Source organism: Nocardioides massiliensis (assembly GCF_030811215.1).
GTDB lineage: Bacteria > Actinomycetota > Actinomycetes > Propionibacteriales > Nocardioidaceae > Nocardioides_A > Nocardioides_A massiliensis.
This window is the reverse complement of record NZ_JAUSQM010000001.1, coordinates 1,548,267-1,563,364: the sequence shown is the minus strand read 5'-3', so window position 1 is coordinate 1,563,364 and position 15,098 is coordinate 1,548,267. Positions and strand designations below refer to the sequence as shown.

General features: G+C 71.1%; 14 protein-coding genes. 4 read left to right on the top strand and 10 right to left on the bottom strand.

All coding sequences use genetic code 11. From position 1 onward, the window contains the following. Nucleotides 1-68: 68 nt before the first annotated feature. Nucleotides 69-497: a hypothetical protein gene (locus J2S59_RS07785; protein ID WP_068120595.1), complete on the top strand. Its 429-nt coding sequence runs from the start codon at nt 69-71 to the stop codon at nt 495-497. On the opposite strand, the gene J2S59_RS07780 is transcribed toward J2S59_RS07785, so the two are convergent. From J2S59_RS07780 to J2S59_RS07760, 5 genes are all read right to left on the bottom strand, one after another. Then, nucleotides 494-1,336 (bottom strand): beta-keto acid cleavage family enzyme, encoded by an 843-nt coding sequence (locus tag J2S59_RS07780; protein WP_068120593.1) that lies wholly within the window; start codon nt 1,334-1,336, stop codon nt 494-496. The genes J2S59_RS07785 and J2S59_RS07780 overlap by 4 nt on opposite strands. Before the next feature lie 162 nt (nt 1,337-1,498). Next, nucleotides 1,499-1,807, bottom strand: coding sequence for a DUF1416 domain-containing protein (locus J2S59_RS07775; protein ID WP_068120591.1), 309 nt, complete (start codon nt 1,805-1,807; stop codon nt 1,499-1,501). Nucleotides 1,808-1,809: 2 nt separating this feature from the next. Beyond that, nucleotides 1,810-2,658: a sulfurtransferase gene (locus J2S59_RS07770; protein WP_068120590.1), complete on the bottom strand. Its 849-nt coding sequence runs from the start codon at nt 2,656-2,658 to the stop codon at nt 1,810-1,812. 71 nt (nt 2,659-2,729) lie between these two features. Continuing rightward, nucleotides 2,730-3,248 (bottom strand): DUF4395 family protein, encoded by a 519-nt coding sequence (locus J2S59_RS07765; RefSeq protein ID WP_306824989.1) that lies wholly within the window; start codon nt 3,246-3,248, stop codon nt 2,730-2,732. A 288-nt stretch (nt 3,249-3,536) separates the two neighbouring features. Continuing rightward, a complete protein-coding gene (locus J2S59_RS07760; protein ID WP_068120788.1) occupies nt 3,537-5,192 on the bottom strand; it encodes a hypothetical protein in 1,656 nt (551 codons plus the stop codon). Between the two features lie 152 nt (nt 5,193-5,344). Between J2S59_RS07760 and J2S59_RS07755 the strand changes: the two genes are divergently transcribed. Genes J2S59_RS07755 through J2S59_RS07745 form a run of 3 tightly spaced genes read left to right on the top strand, consistent with a single transcriptional unit; the run spans nt 5,345 to nt 8,726 of the window. Continuing rightward, nucleotides 5,345-6,502 (top strand): acyltransferase family protein, encoded by a 1,158-nt coding sequence (locus J2S59_RS07755; protein WP_068120790.1) that lies wholly within the window; start codon nt 5,345-5,347, stop codon nt 6,500-6,502. Beyond that, the gene (locus J2S59_RS07750; protein ID WP_306824988.1) at nt 6,499-7,686 is read left to right on the top strand and encodes an acyltransferase family protein; all 1,188 of its coding nucleotides are present in this window, start codon (nt 6,499-6,501) and stop codon (nt 7,684-7,686) included. Before J2S59_RS07755 ends, J2S59_RS07750 begins: the two co-directional genes overlap by 4 nt. Continuing rightward, a complete protein-coding gene (locus J2S59_RS07745; RefSeq protein WP_068121952.1) occupies nt 7,665-8,726 on the top strand; it encodes a glycosyltransferase family 2 protein in 1,062 nt (353 codons plus the stop codon). Before J2S59_RS07750 ends, J2S59_RS07745 begins: the two co-directional genes overlap by 22 nt. Here J2S59_RS07745 and J2S59_RS07740 read toward each other — a convergent pair. Genes J2S59_RS07740 through J2S59_RS07720 form a run of 5 tightly spaced genes read right to left on the bottom strand, consistent with a single transcriptional unit; the run spans nt 8,649 to nt 15,019 of the window. Next, on the bottom strand, nt 8,649-9,890 hold the full coding sequence (locus J2S59_RS07740; RefSeq protein WP_068121949.1) for a CDP-glycerol glycerophosphotransferase family protein: 1,242 nt from the start codon (nt 9,888-9,890) through the stop codon (nt 8,649-8,651). The two genes, J2S59_RS07745 and J2S59_RS07740, sit on opposite strands and share 78 nt — an antisense overlap. Beyond that, the gene (locus tag J2S59_RS07735) at nt 9,887-11,224 is read right to left on the bottom strand and encodes a lipopolysaccharide biosynthesis protein (RefSeq protein ID WP_306824987.1); all 1,338 of its coding nucleotides are present in this window, start codon (nt 11,222-11,224) and stop codon (nt 9,887-9,889) included. Before J2S59_RS07735 ends, J2S59_RS07740 begins: the two co-directional genes overlap by 4 nt. Next, nucleotides 11,221-13,677: a hypothetical protein gene (locus J2S59_RS07730; protein WP_306824986.1), complete on the bottom strand. Its 2,457-nt coding sequence runs from the start codon at nt 13,675-13,677 to the stop codon at nt 11,221-11,223. The genes J2S59_RS07735 and J2S59_RS07730 overlap by 4 nt, the downstream gene beginning before the upstream one ends. Beyond that, a complete protein-coding gene (locus J2S59_RS07725; RefSeq protein ID WP_068120436.1) occupies nt 13,674-14,528 on the bottom strand; it encodes a lysophospholipid acyltransferase family protein in 855 nt (284 codons plus the stop codon). The genes J2S59_RS07730 and J2S59_RS07725 overlap by 4 nt, the downstream gene beginning before the upstream one ends. Next, nucleotides 14,525-15,019, bottom strand: coding sequence for a hypothetical protein (locus J2S59_RS07720; protein WP_068120437.1), 495 nt, complete (start codon nt 15,017-15,019; stop codon nt 14,525-14,527). Before J2S59_RS07720 ends, J2S59_RS07725 begins: the two co-directional genes overlap by 4 nt. Nucleotides 15,020-15,098: the final 79 nt, after the last annotated feature.

Sequence of the window (15,098 nt, the reverse complement as noted above, 5' to 3'; positions counted from 1 at the left end):
CCTCTCTCTCGGCCGCGCACGGGACGCGGCGACTCTATACGCGTCCGCAGCGGGTGGATGATGGGACCATGGACGGCTGGTTGGCGACCACGGCAGGCATCACCTTCTTCTGGACGGGCGTTGTCGTGGCGATCTCCTTCATCGAGGCGCCCCTGAAGTTCCGCGCACCGGGCATCACCGTGCCACTCGGTCTGGGCATCGGCCGGCTGGTCTTCCGCGCGGTCAACTCCCTCGAGGCACTGCTCGCCATGGTGCTCGTGGTCGCGCTGGTGCTCGCCGGTGCGGACGCGCTGGTCTGGGTGCCGCTTGCCGTCGCGATCGCGGCGTTGGCGCTGCAGGTCGTCGTCGTCCGCCCGGCGCTGTCCAAGCGCTCCGACGCCGTGCTGGCCGGGGAGGACGCCCCGCGCTCCCACGCCCACCTCGGCTACGTCGCGTTCGAATGCGTCAAGCTCATCGCGCTGGTCCTCGGCGGCGTGAGCGCCCTCGCGTCGGGTTAGGCCATCCCGAGCAGGGTGCGGGCCTGCGACGGCGTCAACGGCCGGCGCTGGGCCAGCTCGCCGAGCGCGACCGCACGCTCGACCAGCTCGGCGTTGTGGGTGACCGGGACGCCGCGGGCGAGCGTGAGCACGTCCTCCATGCCGACCCGCAGGTGCCCACCCTTGCTCAACGCGGCGAGGGCGACCGGCAGCGCCGTACGCCCGATCCCGGTGGCCGACCAACTGGTGACCGCTGCGGGGAACGCCGCGACCGCTGCGACCAGGGCGTCGGCCGTGCCCGGCATCCCACCCGGGACCCCCATGACCAGATCGACGTGAACCTTGCCGCCGTACGGCAACCCGTAGCGATCGAGCAACCGGCTCAGGGTGGCGACCTGCCCGAGGTCGAACACCTCGAACTCGGGCACCACCTGGCGCTCCTGGGAGAGCTGGTAGAGGTCGCAGACGAAGCCCCACGGGTTGAGAAAGACGTCGTCACCGAAGTTGACCGTGCCGAGGGTCAGGCTGCAGGAGTCGGGAGCGGCGTCGAGGACGCGCAGCCGCGCGTCGAGCGGGTCGTGCACCGAGCCGCCCGTCGACAGCTGGACGACCAGACCGGTCTCGGCCCGCAGCGCCGCGACCGTGTCGGCCAGGCGGGCCGGGTCGAGCGAGGGGCGGTGGTCGTCGTCGCGGATGTGGACGTGGATCATCGCCGCACCCGCAGCCTCACAGGCGCGCGCCGTCTCGACGAGCTCGGGCAGCGTCGTCGGGAGCGCCGGACAGTCCGCCTTCGCGGTCTCTGCACCGGTCGGGGCGACCGTGACCAGCAGCCCCTCAGCCGGAAGATCTTCGGCAATCATGGTGTCATGCTGGCATATCTGCGGACGCCATGCGCTTTCGGCGCAATAGCGCGGCCCCCGCATGACGCTGTGGTGCAGCGTCATACGAGGGCCGGACTATAGGCCGCGGGACGTATGACGTCCCGGACCGGGGTGGTGCGGTGGTACGTGTGGTGCGGTGGGTCAGATCGCGATCTCGAGCTCGGCGACCGAGCCGAGCGCCGCGACGACCTTGCGGTCGGTCGGCTCGGCGCGGGGCGCCAGCGTGCGGACCGTCCACTCACCGGGGCCGGCGAAGAACCGGAAGTGCCCGGTGGCCGAGGTGGGGACCTCGGCGGTGAACTCGCCGGTGCGGTCGAGCAGCCGGACGTAGGCGTTGCCGACCGGCTCCGCCGCGTCACCGGTGCCGCGCAGCACCTGGCCCTGAATCACGGCCTGCTTGTCGAGGTTGACGCCGTCGAGCGACAGCCCACCCTTCGTCGCGCCGCACATGCTCAGGCCTCGCCGGGCTCGTCGCCGAGCACGACCGGCACGCCGACCAGCGAGCCGTACTCGGTCCACGAACCGTCGTAGTTCTTGACGTTCTTGCGGCCCAGGAGCTCGTGCAGGACGAACCACGTGATCGACGAGCGCTCACCGATGCGGCACAGCGCGATGGTGTCTTTGTCCTCGTCGAAGCCGACCTCGGCGTAGAGCTTCGCAAGCTCCTCGTCGGACTTGAACGTGCCGTCGTCGTTGGCGTTCTTGCTCCACGGCACGTTGACCGAGGTGGGGATGTGACCGGCGCGCTGAGCCACCTCCTGCGGGAGGTGGGCCGGGGCGAGCAGCCGGCCGGCGTACTCGTCGGGGCTGCGCACGTCGACCAGGTTCTTGGCGCCGATGGCGTCGACGACCTCGTCGCGGAAGGCGCGGATCGAGGGGTCCTGGTCCTGGGCGACGTACGACGTCTTCTCGCGCGTCGGCACCTCGGAGACCAGCTCGCGGGAGTCGAGCTCCCACTTCTTGCGGCCGCCGTCCATGAGGCGGACGTCGCCGTGGCCGTAGAGCTTGAAGTACCAGTAGGCGTAGGCCGCGAACCAGTTGTTGTTGCCGCCGTAGAGGATCACCGTGTGGTCGTTGGAGACGCCACGCTCGGAGAGCAGCTGCTCGAAGGCCTGCTTGTTGACGAAGTCGCGACGCACCTGGTCCTGCAGGTCGGTGGTCCAGTCGAGCTTGATGGCGTTGCGGATGTGGCCCTGGTCGTAGGCCGAGGTGTCCTCGTCGACCTCGATGACGACGACGCTGGGGTCGTCGAGGTGGTCCTCGACCCACTGGGTGGAAACGAGTACGTTCTCGCGGCTCATGGTGATGCCTTTCGTTCGGTGCTTCGCAGGATCTGTGTCAGATGTCAGTGGTGCAGGGGTACGGCGGCCGGCTAGGGCGTCGCCCCCTCGGCGACCCCGGAGCGGGCACCGCGCAGGCGGGCCAGCAGGAGGTACATCTCGCAGCCGAGGCAGAAGTCGAAGGCGGCGTTGAGGAACGCCGCCGCCAGCGCGAACCCCAGCGCGACCTGCCCGACCAGCGTGGCGCCGGCGAGCAGCGCGACAAGGGCGACGACGACGAAGACCAGCCCGACGCTCTGGGCGAAGCGCGGAGGCTGCGGTGCCTCGAGCTCGACCGGCGGGGCCAGACGCGGACGCACCACGGCGCGGAAGAGGACGGCGTACGGCGTGGCCGCGACCCCGAGCAGGGTCCCGACGGCGAAGACCGCGCCCTGGGCAGCGACGAGCGCGATGCCGACCGGTCCCGGCACGAGCAGCAGCGCGAGCGCGAGGACGGTCGTGGTCAGGACCGCGGCGAACCGGGGTCCGCGCGGGTCGATGCCGGAGGCGGGACCAGCAAGATCCGGGGGCGCCGGCGTGGCGGCGAAATCGGCGGTGGTGCGGGCACTCAAAGCGGGCCTCCTGGGCCGGGTCATGCGTGCGCGGGGTACGCCGGGACACGGCGTACGGCGCAGGGACGGGTCGAGTCGGGGTCGAGTCAGTCCGTCAGGCGCGACACAGGGACGAGCGCATGCGGCAGTGGTCCACTGCCCTGCGCTTGGTCAACCAGGTCGACTGCATGGGCCCGAGACTACGGGGGGTCGCGTGGCGCCACGAACCGTCGTCTCAAATAGCGAGCAGCCCGTCCAGATGCTGGACGGGCTGCTCGGCATTGGCGTGCGGCCTACGCGGCCGATGGCTCAGCGGGCGGGACGCCACACCCGGCGGGGTGCGCCCCATCCGACGTCGTTGCGCGCCCGCACGGCCACGAGGAGCCGCACGTCGCGCCGAACGCCCCGGAAGACCACTCTCCGCTGTTTGCCTCCGACCACCTTGACCTGCTTGCCCAGGCGCACGCGGTAGCGATCGACGGCGCTGCCGCGCGGGCGCGCCGCGCGCCACCGGACAGCCACGCGCTTGCCCCGGGTGACGGTGGTGACCGCGCCCGGTCGGGTCGGCGCCTTGGCCGGGTTGGCCACCGGCTCGGGCTCCGGGTCCGGGGTCGGCTCGGGATCGGGCGATGGCTGCGGGTCCGACGTCGATTGCGGGTCGGGGTCGAGCGTGATCGCGGTGACGCCGCCGTCGAGGTCGAACTCGACCGAGGATCCGACCGACGAGCTCACCGGCTCCGCCCCCTCGGAGACGCGGTGGACCGTGATGCCGTAGTCACGGGTGAAGTCCAGCGTCACCCGTGAAGGCTCCAGCGGCAGGTCGCGGTTCGCCGTCGTGTCCCAGACGTCGACGTCGCGGTACCCGAGCAGGACGTACGTGCCGTCACGCTTCTGCGTGACCATCCAACGACCGTCGCCCGGCCACCCCTTCGCCACCCGCGCCAGCTCGAGCGGCTTCGGCGTGAACGCCGGACCGGGGTCGTCGAGCAGACCGAGCAACGTCTTCATCGCCGTGTAGGCAGGCTTGGGCGACCAGTCGCGGCGCAGGAGGCCGAAGTGCGACTCCGGGTTGACCCGGGCGTTGAACGGCTCCGGGACGGAGTCGATCAGCTCATAGGCGTAGGTGCGCAGGTGGCCGCGCTGGACGTGCTCGAGCAGCAGACGCGGGTGATAGAGCGCGGCTGCCCGCTCGGAGACCGGTCGGTGCACGTTGGGCAGCGCGTTGAGCGCGTTGTGGTAGCCGGTCTCGGTCGTGACCAGTGGCTTGCGATCGAGGACCGCGAGCAGCGCCCGGACGACGTTGCGCTCCTCGGTGCCGGGACGCTTCCCGCCCGGGTAGATGTGCACGTTGGCGACGTCGGAGAACGGCGACAGGTCAGGCAGCAGTCCATAGTTGTTGCGGAACGCCAGCGCCGGCGAGAGCACGGGCAACCCACGAGTCTCCGGGGTGGTCTTGATGCTGGCATAGAGGCGTGCCTGCCAGTCCGCGAGCTGGAGGACCCATGCGCCGTCCGGACCGAAGTGGTCCCACTCGTTGATGCCCTCGACACTCGTCACCGCCCCCGCCGGCAGTTGCGTGACGGCGCGGACGTAATCCTCCGGCGAGCCGGGACGGTCGGGTCGACCCATGATCAGGTTGAAGGTGACCCCCCGGTCGGCGATCGTGCGGATCGCCTGCGCCTGCCGAGCGTTGATCCGCAGGTCGGCATCGAGGAAGAGGTCGTCGCGCACGTGCCGCACGCCAAGGTCCTCCAGCGCGTCGGCCACGCGTTCGGCATCGGCGTACGGCGTGTCGAGGAAGGGTGTGTGGATGCCCAGGCCGTACGCGTCGACCAGAGAGTCAGCGGGCACGGCCGGCATGGGGATCGGCTCCGCTGCGACAGCAGCATCACGGTGGACAGGAACGGCGAGGAGCACAGCCACCATCGCGATGGTGACTGCGCACGCGTGGAGGGCACGGCGCATGAGCCGGACTCTACCCGCTGGCGGGCCGACCATGCGCCGCGTGCGCTTCCGTCCCGTGCTGCCGTAACCCCAGCCCGCACCACGTCGTTGCTCGATGGAATCACGCGTTCTTGCTGACCCCACTCCACTCCTTCGACGATCGCGGAGGGTCCATGGCGGGCACCGGTCGCTTTCACTACCTCGACGGTCTGCGCGCCGTGGCGATCGGCTCCGTTCTCGGCGTGCACTGGCTTGTCTGGTACGTCCCGTTCTTCCATGGCGGGGTCATCGGCGTGGACATCTTCTTCGTACTCAGCGGCTTCATCATCACCACGGTGCTGTGGCGCTCGTCGTCGACCCGCACCCTCGCGGGCGAGTGGCTGCACTTCGTACGGCGCCGCGTCGTCCGGCTCTACCCGGCGCTGGTCGGACTGGTCGTCGGCGCGACCGTGCTCTACGCCGTAGTGCCGCACAGCGGCCTCTCCGCCACCGAGGTGACCCAACGGGGACTGATGGTCCTGGGGCAGGCGACCTCCATCTGGGGGGCGGTGCAGGAGGGTTCGCTGCTCGTCCCGGCCCTCGAGCCGTTCGGACACACCTGGTCGCTCGCCGTCGAGTGGTACTTCTACCTCGCCTGGCCGCTGCTCCTGCTCGCCGTACGACGCCGAGGCTGGACGGCCCAGCGAACCGCCCACCTCAGCGTCGTGATCGCCGCCTGCTGCTACGCGGGCTCGCTCGTCCTGCCGCCGTTCTGGTTCTACTTCGGCCCCTCGGCGCGATTCGCCGAGATCCTGGCGGGTTGTGCACTGGCGCTCTACCTGCTCGCACGTCCGAACGACGCCGCTCCCCTGCGGATGCCCCCTGTCCTCCCCGCGGCCGCCCTGGTCGCCGTCGTCCTCTACGTCCTGCTCGCCCCCGCGAGTCACGGCCCCTACCGCTGGATCGGCGTCCCGCTCGCCGTCACCGCGACGCTGGTGATCATCTGCGCGGGGTACGCCGCGTCCGGCGGACCGGTGCGCACGCTGCTGAGCCACCCGCTGCTCACCGCCATCGGCCGGGTCAGCTACAGCCTCTACCTGTGGCACACGGTGCCGGTCCTCGCCCTGGAGGACGTGCCGAGCGTGCCGAAACCACTGCTAGGAGTGCTGGCGGTCGGCATGGTCGCCGCGCTCACGGTCGGCAGCTACTCCCTGCTGGAACGGCCGTTCCTGCGCGGCCGGAGCGACGTGCTGTCGCCCCGGCGCACCCCCACCTCGTCGGTGCCCCGGCCGCGGGAGGTCTCGACCGAGAAGCCGCCGGTGTCCCGCACGAAGGAGACACCCGGCCCATGACCCATACCGGGCGTTTCGCCTACCTCGACGGACTCCGCGCCGTGGCCATTCTCGCCGTCCTCGGGGTGCACTGGTTCTCCTCGTACGTCCCGTTCTTCCGCGGCGGCGTGATCGGCGTCGACATCTTCTTCGTGCTCAGCGGCTTCATCATCACCACGGTGCTCTGGCGCTCGAGCTCGACGGCGTCCCGCAGGAGCCAGTGGTGGCACTTCGTACGCCGCCGGGTGGTGCGCCTCTACCCGGCGCTCGTCGGGTTGGTCGCCGGATCGGTCCTGCTGTACGCCGCCGTACCGACGAGTGGCCTGTCGCCCGCGCAGGTCGCCGAGCGCGGATGGCTGACCCTCGCACAGGCGACTTCGATCTGGGGACCGCTGCAGGACAACGACCTGCTGGCTCCCACGTTGAACCCCTTCAGCCACACCTGGTCCTTGGCCGTCGAGTGGTACTTCTACCTGGTCTGGCCACTGCTGCTGTTCACCGTCAAACGGCATGGCTGGACCGCACGCCGCGCCGCGCAGGTCAGCGCGGGGATCGGGGCGTGCTGCTATCTCGGCTCCCTGGCGCTGTCGCCGTACTGGTTCTACTTCGGTCCGTCGGCACGCTTCGCCGAGCTGCTGGCGGGGTGTGCGCTCGCCCTCTACCTGCTGTCACGCCCCACCGACGCCGGACCGATGCGGATGCCACCCCTCGCGACGCCGATCGCCCTGGTCGCGATCGTGCTCTACGTCGTGCTGGCCCCGCCGAACCCGGAGGTGCATCTCGCCCTGGTCGGTGTGCCGGTCGCCGTTGCTGGGACCCTCGTGCTCATCTGCGCCGGCTACAGCGCGGACGGTGGCGCCATGCACGCCCTGCTGAGCCATCGTGTGCCCACCTTCATCGGACGGCTCAGCTACAGCCTCTATCTGTGGCACATGACGCCGATCCTCGCGTTGGCCACGGTGCCCGGTGTCCCGCGACCAGTGCTCGCCCTCCTCGCGCTGACGTTGGTCGCCGCGCTCACGCTGAGCAGCTTCTACCTCCTCGAACGACCGTTCCTGCGGGCGCGCAGCGACGTGTTGTCCCCCGCGCCCCTCTTCGCGTCCAGCCCGGGCACTGCACAGGTGCCCCAACCGCGCGACGTGGCACACGACCCGATCCCGCCTGTGCCGGCGAAGGAGAAGCCGTGGTCCACGCCGTCGCCGTGACCGTCGCCGTCATCGTCACCGCGCACAACCGCGCCGACCAGCTCGAGGCAGCACTCTCCAGCGCCACCGCACAGACCTATCCACACCTCGACATCGTCGTCGTCGACGACGCCTCCACCGACCGGACCCCCGAGGTGTGTCGCCGGTACGCGGCCATCGACTCCCGGGTGCGCGTGCTGCGGATGGAGCGCAACGGCGGCGTCGCCCGTGCCCGCAACGCCGGTCTCGACGCGGTCCGGTCCGACTACGTCGCCTTCCTCGACGGCGACGACTACGCCGACCCGCCGTGGATCGAGGAGATGCTCACCGCCGCGCTCGCCACCGATGCGCCGCTGGTCGCGACCGGTCACGTCGTCGACATGCACGCCGGTGGCGACGCAGCCGTCAAGAGCGAGTCACGACCGGTCGACGAGCTCACCCTGATGCCGGGTGGGCCCGTCCCTGCCGTCCATCCCCAGCCCTTCGTCTGGGCCATGGGCTACTGCTGGAACAAGCTCTACCTGCGCTCGTTCCTCGAGCAGCACCGGCTTCGCTTCGATCCCGCCTGGCCGCTTTTCGAGGACATGATGTTCAACCTGGACCTGATGGCCGTCGCGCCTCGCGTGGCCCTCATCCCGGCGGCGCACTACCACTACGTCCAGCACAGCGCGGACCGGCTCACGAACCGGCCGCAGGTGCCGGACCTGCGGTTCCGGGCCCACTTGGCGCAGCGTCTCGTCGCGCAGCTCGAGCGATGGGGACTCGAGGGGCAGATGAAGCCCGTCATCGGCTCCCTCCTGGGGTGGAGCATGGCTGTCGAGTGCTCGCGGACCACCCCGCCCGGCGTACGGGCGGCGCCCGCGTTGCGGGACGCGCTGGGCGATCCCGGCGTGCAGTGGATGATCACCCGGGCAGTCTCCGAGGGTCACGTACGGCGCGTGGACCGCCCCGTCGTCGCGGCGCTGCGTGCCGGACGAGTCCGGTCAGCGCGCACGCTGGCGCTCGCCGTCCTGGGACTCGCGCGGGTCCGGGCCTGGCTCGGTCTGCGCCTGGCACGCTGACCCACTCCTCGCCCGCAGCACCCCGGCTGCCGCCAGCGCCTCGAGCAGGTCGTCGGCGCACCGACTGCTCTGATGCAGACCGACCCGCTCGGTGACGGCCCGGCGTACCTCGGCGTCCCTCGTGCCACCGGCGTCGAGGTCGGCGACGAACCTGGCGAACGGCCGGTCGTCCCCCACCAGCTCCCCGGGCAGCCAGTCCAGGACATCGGCCGGCACCAGCGCTCGACCGTAGACCTGTCGGTCGGGCACCAGGAACGCGATCGGTCGGTCGAGGAGCAGGTAGTCGACCCACACGCTCGAGTAGTCGGTGACCAGACCCGACGAGGCACCCAACAAGGCGTACAGCGGCACCCCGGCTCGGGCCAGGTCGGCGTCGCTCACGGCGACCACGCCCGCGGCCCGTCGATCCTCGGCATCCAGCGGGTGCGGCTTCACGACCAGTTGCATACCGCGCTCCCGCAGCGCCGCCAGGAGAGGTGTGACCTCCTGGACCCCCGCACCCAGCTCCCCCTCCGACCAAGCGCGCAACCCGCTCTCCTGCCTGGTGGCGCGGAACGTCGGCATCCACAGCACGAAGTCAGCCTCGATACCGAGACTCCCGAGAGCATCTGGGCGTGCCGGTCTCCACAGTTGGTCGGTGCGCGGGTTGCCCGTCACCAGCAGCTGGTCGGGTGACAGCTCGAAGGCCGCCGCCTTCAGCTCTCCGAACAGTCGCGTGCCGGCGACCAGCCACGTGCTGGGGATCAACGACCCTGCCCCGTTGCCCGGTCGGGTCGCCTTCGGGCCGTCGCCGTGCCAGAGGTTGACCAGAGGCTTGCGCCGGGTGGGCCGCGGGCTGCCGTAGAGCCCGTGGGTGAAGAAGACCGCCTCGGCGCGCAGATAGGCCCACAACCCGGCCACACTGGCCTTGTCGACCGTGACCAGCCGCGGATGGTCGGGCAGCGCGAGCCGCGGACCCGACGGCTCGCGCAGCCAGACGACCTGCCCGTCATAGCTGCGCAGCAGCGCCCGCATGACCTCGGACGCGTTGCCCTCCGTCTCGGGGTAGCCCGAGACCACCACCTGGCGGCGAGCCGGGATGGCGGCCGACACCACGGGGAGCGCGCGCCGCAGGATCGTCTGGGCCAGGGTGACGAGCCGGGTGCGCAGGAGAGCGGACGTCACAGGTCTCGACCTCGCTCGCCCGACACCGCCGGCTCGACCGACACCGCCAGCTCGCCCGACACCTGGGGGCCGGCGGGCAACGATCGACTCATCGCACAGCTGACCAGCCCGCCGACGAGGTAGCCGACTCCCAGCGCGGCGCCCACCCACGTCGTGCCGTGAGGGACCGCGGCGACCGCGAGCGACAGCACGGCGGCGGTTCCGACCACCTGTGCGCCGACCATCGCGCCTGGGCGGCCCACCACGCGCAGCCGCATCGCGCCCCAATAGCTCAATCCGAGGCCGATGACGGCCACGGACAGCACCCGCAGCGTCGCGGTGCCCTCGGCGGCGTACTCGGGTCCGAAGACCCGGAGCAGCAGCGGGGCGACGACCCAGACAGCAGCCGCGCTCCCGACGCAGACGACCCCCATCAGGATCCCGCCACGTCGAAAAGCCTGACTGCGGCGGTCGGGGTGGCGCTCGCACTCGGCATACATCGCGTTGCCGACGGCCACGACGATCGCGTTCTGCAGAGCGACGATCTGGATGCTCACGAAGAAGTACGCCGTCGCCGCCGACCCCAGCTCGTTGACGACGAGCAACGGCAGCACGAGCTGCGGAGAGAGGGCGAGGACCACGGTCACGTAGCCCGCGCCGGCGAACCCGCGCGCCGCACGCAGCTCCCGCGACGGCCTCATCCGTCGTGAGCGCGGCAGGTGACGGCTGATGACGACGATGCTCGCGAGCCCGCACAGCAGCGCCGCGCCGCCGGCCGAGCCGTAGAGCCCGAGCACGCCGGCGCCGGCCAGCAGGAACGGCAACCCGCACTTGGCCAGACCGAGAAGGACTCCGTTGAGCCACAGGTAGGACCGCACCCGGTCGATGGCGAGGAAGACGCTGTCGGTGAGCAGGTTGACCGCCGTCGCGGTCACCAGACCGATGAACAGCACCGCCGCCCACGGGCTGCCGATCACCTCGTGCACGCGTGGCGAGGTGAGCGGCAGCAGCAGCACGTAGCCAGCCGCGAAGGCAGCAGCAGCCCCACCGACGACGAGAACGGCGACCCGGAAGTCGGCGAACTGATGGCGGCTGCGTGGCATCGTGCGCACCAGCGCGATGTTGAGTCCCAGCTGCGCGACCAACGCCAACGTGTCCGAGGCCGCGACCACCGCGCCGGCCAGACCGACCGTCTCGGCGGGGTAGAGCCGGGCGGCCAGGACCCAGAACAACGCGCCGAAGCCCGCCATCAGCGCGCTGGTGGCGAACAGCAACACCGAGTTGGTGAGCATCCGGTCGTTGCGCGCACCGGACACAAGGCTGCCGACACCCGCACCGATCGACGCCGCCCTCATCGGTAGATCCTGCTGTCGCCGGCGCTGTAGACGAGGTTGAGCACCCGGTGGATCTCCTCGAGCGGGTAGCGGTAGTTGACGCGGTCGCCGGCGAGGAAGAGCGTGTCGACGCGGTCGCCGGCCAGCCGCGAGTCGGCGAGGAGGTAGGAGCCGCGGTTGAGCAGGGTCGGGAAGGTGCGCCCGTGCACCTCGTCGATCGGCACGCCTGCCACCACGAGCCGGACCCCCATCCGGTTGCCGGCCAACACCTTGGGGAACGGGCTGTCGATCTCGGGCGCCGCGGCGACCCAGCGCGCCGCTGCGAGGTCGGAGTCATCGATGACGTACCGCTCGAAGTAGGTGCCGGTGTTGGCCAGCGCGAGCTTGGCAGGACCACCCCCGATCAACGCCGTGCCGGCTGAGGTCAACACCGCGGTGACGACGAGCGAGACGGCCACCAGCGCGGCGCCGCGGCTGCGACGCAGCCCGCTCACCAACCACCACAACCCGATCGCGGCGACCGGCGCGACGACCAGCATGCTCTGCAGGAATGCCCGCAGCACGCCGTACTCCACCGACAGGCTGGGCACGACCACGACCGGTCCCAGCGCAGCCAGCACACCGACGGCGACGCAGATCAGCTCCAGGGAGATCCGGGACTCGCGCGGCTCGTCGCCGGCGGGCGTCTCGCCGACGCCGTCCTCCGGGTGCCGACCGCGCCGGCGGAAGCGGCGGAGGCCGGCACGCAGCAGCCACCACGTCCCGACCAGCAGCACGACCTGCATCAGTGCGGCGCTCGCCGTGCGCAGGCCGACGACGACGGTGCCGGGATCGAGACCGAGGTCGTCGATCCACTCCCCCGCCCAGGTCAACGGCGCCTCGCTCTCCTCCACGATCGCCGGGGTGGTCAGGGTCGGCCCGGGCTTGCGGAAGACGGCATGGCGCAAGGCGTAGTCCTGGCGGACCTCGTCGGCCTCGGCCACGAACCGATCGAGCCGGTCGCGCGCGGACTCCTCGGCGCCGCCGAAGAGCCAGAACCGCCGGTCGCTGGACCCCACGGTCTCCGCGCCGCTCACCAGCGACTCGATCGCCTCCTGCGCCACCGTGAGCGGGTGCCCACCGGTGTCGGTCACCGGCCCGGTCCACACCATCGACGCACCCGCCACGGCCGCGACCACGAGCGGGTGCAGCAGCACCAGCGGTGGCCGATCGGGCGTACGCCGTCGACGGGTCACCAGCGCCGCGAGGCCGTACAGGACCAGTCCGCCGCCGAGCGCCAGGAGCAGCAGGTAGGTCGTCGAGTAGTGCGACACGATGACGCCGACCCCGAAGACCACGGCCAGCACCCGACGCATGCGCACCGGCGCACCGCGGTCGGTGGCCACCAAGAGGAGCAGGACGACGAAGAGGAAGGCGATCTCCTGCCGGACGAGGTAGGGCATGTCGACATGGAACGTCGGGAACGCCACCACGAAGAGGACCGCGACCAGCGCCAGCCGCTGCGGGACGAAGCGGCGATAGACGAGGTAGGCGAGTGCCGGGACCGCGGCGAAGACCACCTGCAGCCCGACGGTAAACCAGATCGTCCCGGACAGTCCGGTCGTCTCGGCCAGCGCCACCGGCAGGATCGTGATGCTCAGACAGGCGGTGTAGGCGTTCTGCATCAGGTCCATGGACCAGTGCCCGGCGTCCTGGGTCAGCCTGAAGACGCCGTACTCCGCCTGGATGTCATGGCCGGTCACCCCCCACCCGCGCAGCGACGTCGCCAACAGCAGCGCGAGGGCGCTCAGATAGAGCACCCGGAGGTCCCGGCCGGCAGTGCCGCGGCGCACCAGGAGCACCGCGAAGGCCGCCAGAACCAACACGTGCGAGACGAGAGCAACGTCGCCGTCAGCCCCGTTGTTGAGCCGGATCGCCCCGAGGATCGCCGACGGCAGGGCGAGGCAGGCCAGGACGTGGGCGGGCTCGGCGCGCAGGTCCCAGGTACGACGGACGAGCGTGCGCGCTGCGGGAATCACGACGAGGGGCACCGAAGAACGCCAGCACAGCAGCGCAGCGTCCAGCACGAGCCACGTCACCCCCAGGACCGGCGCGGTCAGGACCTGCTCGAACCCCAGCGCCAGTGCGATCGAGTTGACCGCCAGACTCACGAGCATGACGGCCAACAGGCTGAGGCCGAACGCGTAGCCCCAGCGCGCGACCGCGCTGTCGGACGGCAGCCGCGCTCGTCGCACGAGCACGACGGTGGGCAGCACCACCATGGTCGTCACCGCGATGGCGGCGCGCAGCACGGGCACGTCGACATCGAGGATGACGACCGCTTGGGCGGCGACCAGTGCGAGCAGCGACACGAGTAGCGCTGGGCCCGGCGCCCGCAGGTCGAGCCGAAGCGTGTCGTCGACGGACGCACCGACACGCGGCTTGGCCGGCGACACGTCGCTACGGGTCGCCTCTACAGGGAGCGCCAGCGTCACGCGCTGCCGTCCGGCGCGGGCTCCGGCACACCCCAGTGGCTGGTGGGGATGTCGTACAGCTCCGGCCAGCGGACGAGGTAGGGCTCGTGGGCGCCGAGGACCGCCTCGAGCAGCTTCTGCGGCTCCGGGAACTCCTGCGGATCGAAGGCCGGGTGCAGCTTGACCACGGGGAGGAAGCCGTCGCGCAGCTCCGAGGTCATCACGACGACCTGCGCGCCAGTACCCATCGCCAACCGCACGGCGCCGAAGGATCCGATGAGGTCGCGACCGAGGCACCGCATCGGGGTGCGCCCCGGCACGTCGGAGGCCATGGTCAGGATGCCGCCGGAGGTGAGGATCTCCACCATCGCGTCGACACCCGCATCAGCGACCACCGGGATCGCGCCTCCGGCCAACGCGACCTTGGCGTGCTGCTGCATCCACCCCGGGGACGCGGAGTCGAGCAGATGTCCACTGCCCAACGCGTGCAGGACGACTCCGTGACGGCCCAGCGTCGCCATCGCGCCCTCGAAGTGGCCGTGATGCATGTGACTCAGGAGCACACCACGGCCGAGGTCTCGCGCAGCGAGGAGGTGCTCGAGGCCCTCCACCTGCTGGTGGGTGACCAGGTCGATGTGCCACCGCAGCTCCGAGCGCCAGATCTGGCGCTCGACATAGCGGCGGGCGGCGGCCTCGACGTCCGCGTCGGGTCGCGTGTGCTCGAGCACGAACCGCATCTCGGCCCGCGCGTTCTCCCGCACCTTCTCTTGACGCCAGGCGAGCCGGGTGCGGGCGGCGACGTACGCCGGGAGCAGGCCACGCGGGACCATGCCCCGGACCCTGCCGATCCTCAGCTCGGTGGACGGCTTCATGTGGATACCTCCTGCTGGCGTTGCCGGTGACAGTGGACGCGCAGCTGCTCGGGACGCTGTGCGAGCCGGATCGTGACGACGTGGGCGCGGGCGGGGCTGCGGGCCAACCGGGACCGCACATGGGTCGACTCGCCCGGCTCCAGGCGCACGCGACCCCGTTTGCGGACGCTCTCGCGGCGCGCTCCGACGGGGTGGACGGTGACGCGATAGCGGAAGGTGTGCGTCTGCTCCAGCCGGTTGACCAGACGGAAGCGCACGCGCGCGCGGGGGTGAGCCCGTGTGCCGCACACGGCGCGTGGCGGACCGGTCAGCGAGAGTTCGACGTACTCCTGGGGCAACCGAGTCGTGGAGAGCTCGAGCTCCTCGTCGGGAAGGGCGTAGACCGCAGCACCGACGGACAGCGCGGCGACGAGCCCGACCGGCACGGCCCGTTGCCACCACCGGACGGGCGGGGTCAGGGCACGCCCGCCGTCGGGACCGGGTCGAGTCATCGAGCTTCCTCTCGGCGTCCGCGGGGGTCCGCCTCGGATAACGGCGACCTGGGACACCGGCTACAACGCTGCCGCCGGG

Excerpts from the sequence above, each read along its gene's own strand:
- J2S59_RS07785 (WP_068120595.1), top strand. The coding sequence starts at position 69 with ATGGACGGCTGGTTGGCGACCACGGCAGGCATCACCTTCTTCTGGACG.
- J2S59_RS07780 (WP_068120593.1), bottom strand. The coding sequence starts at position 1,336 with ATGATTGCCGAAGATCTTCCGGCTGAGGGGCTGCTGGTCACGGTCGCC.
- J2S59_RS07775 (WP_068120591.1), bottom strand. The coding sequence starts at position 1,807 with ATGTGCGGCGCGACGAAGGGTGGGCTGTCGCTCGACGGCGTCAACCTC.
- J2S59_RS07770 (WP_068120590.1), bottom strand. The coding sequence starts at position 2,658 with ATGAGCCGCGAGAACGTACTCGTTTCCACCCAGTGGGTCGAGGACCAC.
- J2S59_RS07760 (WP_068120788.1), bottom strand. The coding sequence starts at position 5,192 with ATGCGCCGTGCCCTCCACGCGTGCGCAGTCACCATCGCGATGGTGGCT.
- J2S59_RS07755 (WP_068120790.1), top strand. The coding sequence starts at position 5,345 with ATGGCGGGCACCGGTCGCTTTCACTACCTCGACGGTCTGCGCGCCGTG.
- J2S59_RS07750 (WP_306824988.1), top strand. The coding sequence starts at position 6,499 with ATGACCCATACCGGGCGTTTCGCCTACCTCGACGGACTCCGCGCCGTG.
- J2S59_RS07735 (WP_306824987.1), bottom strand. The coding sequence starts at position 11,224 with ATGAGGGCGGCGTCGATCGGTGCGGGTGTCGGCAGCCTTGTGTCCGGT.
- J2S59_RS07725 (WP_068120436.1), bottom strand. The coding sequence starts at position 14,528 with ATGAAGCCGTCCACCGAGCTGAGGATCGGCAGGGTCCGGGGCATGGTC.
- J2S59_RS07720 (WP_068120437.1), bottom strand. The coding sequence starts at position 15,019 with ATGACTCGACCCGGTCCCGACGGCGGGCGTGCCCTGACCCCGCCCGTC.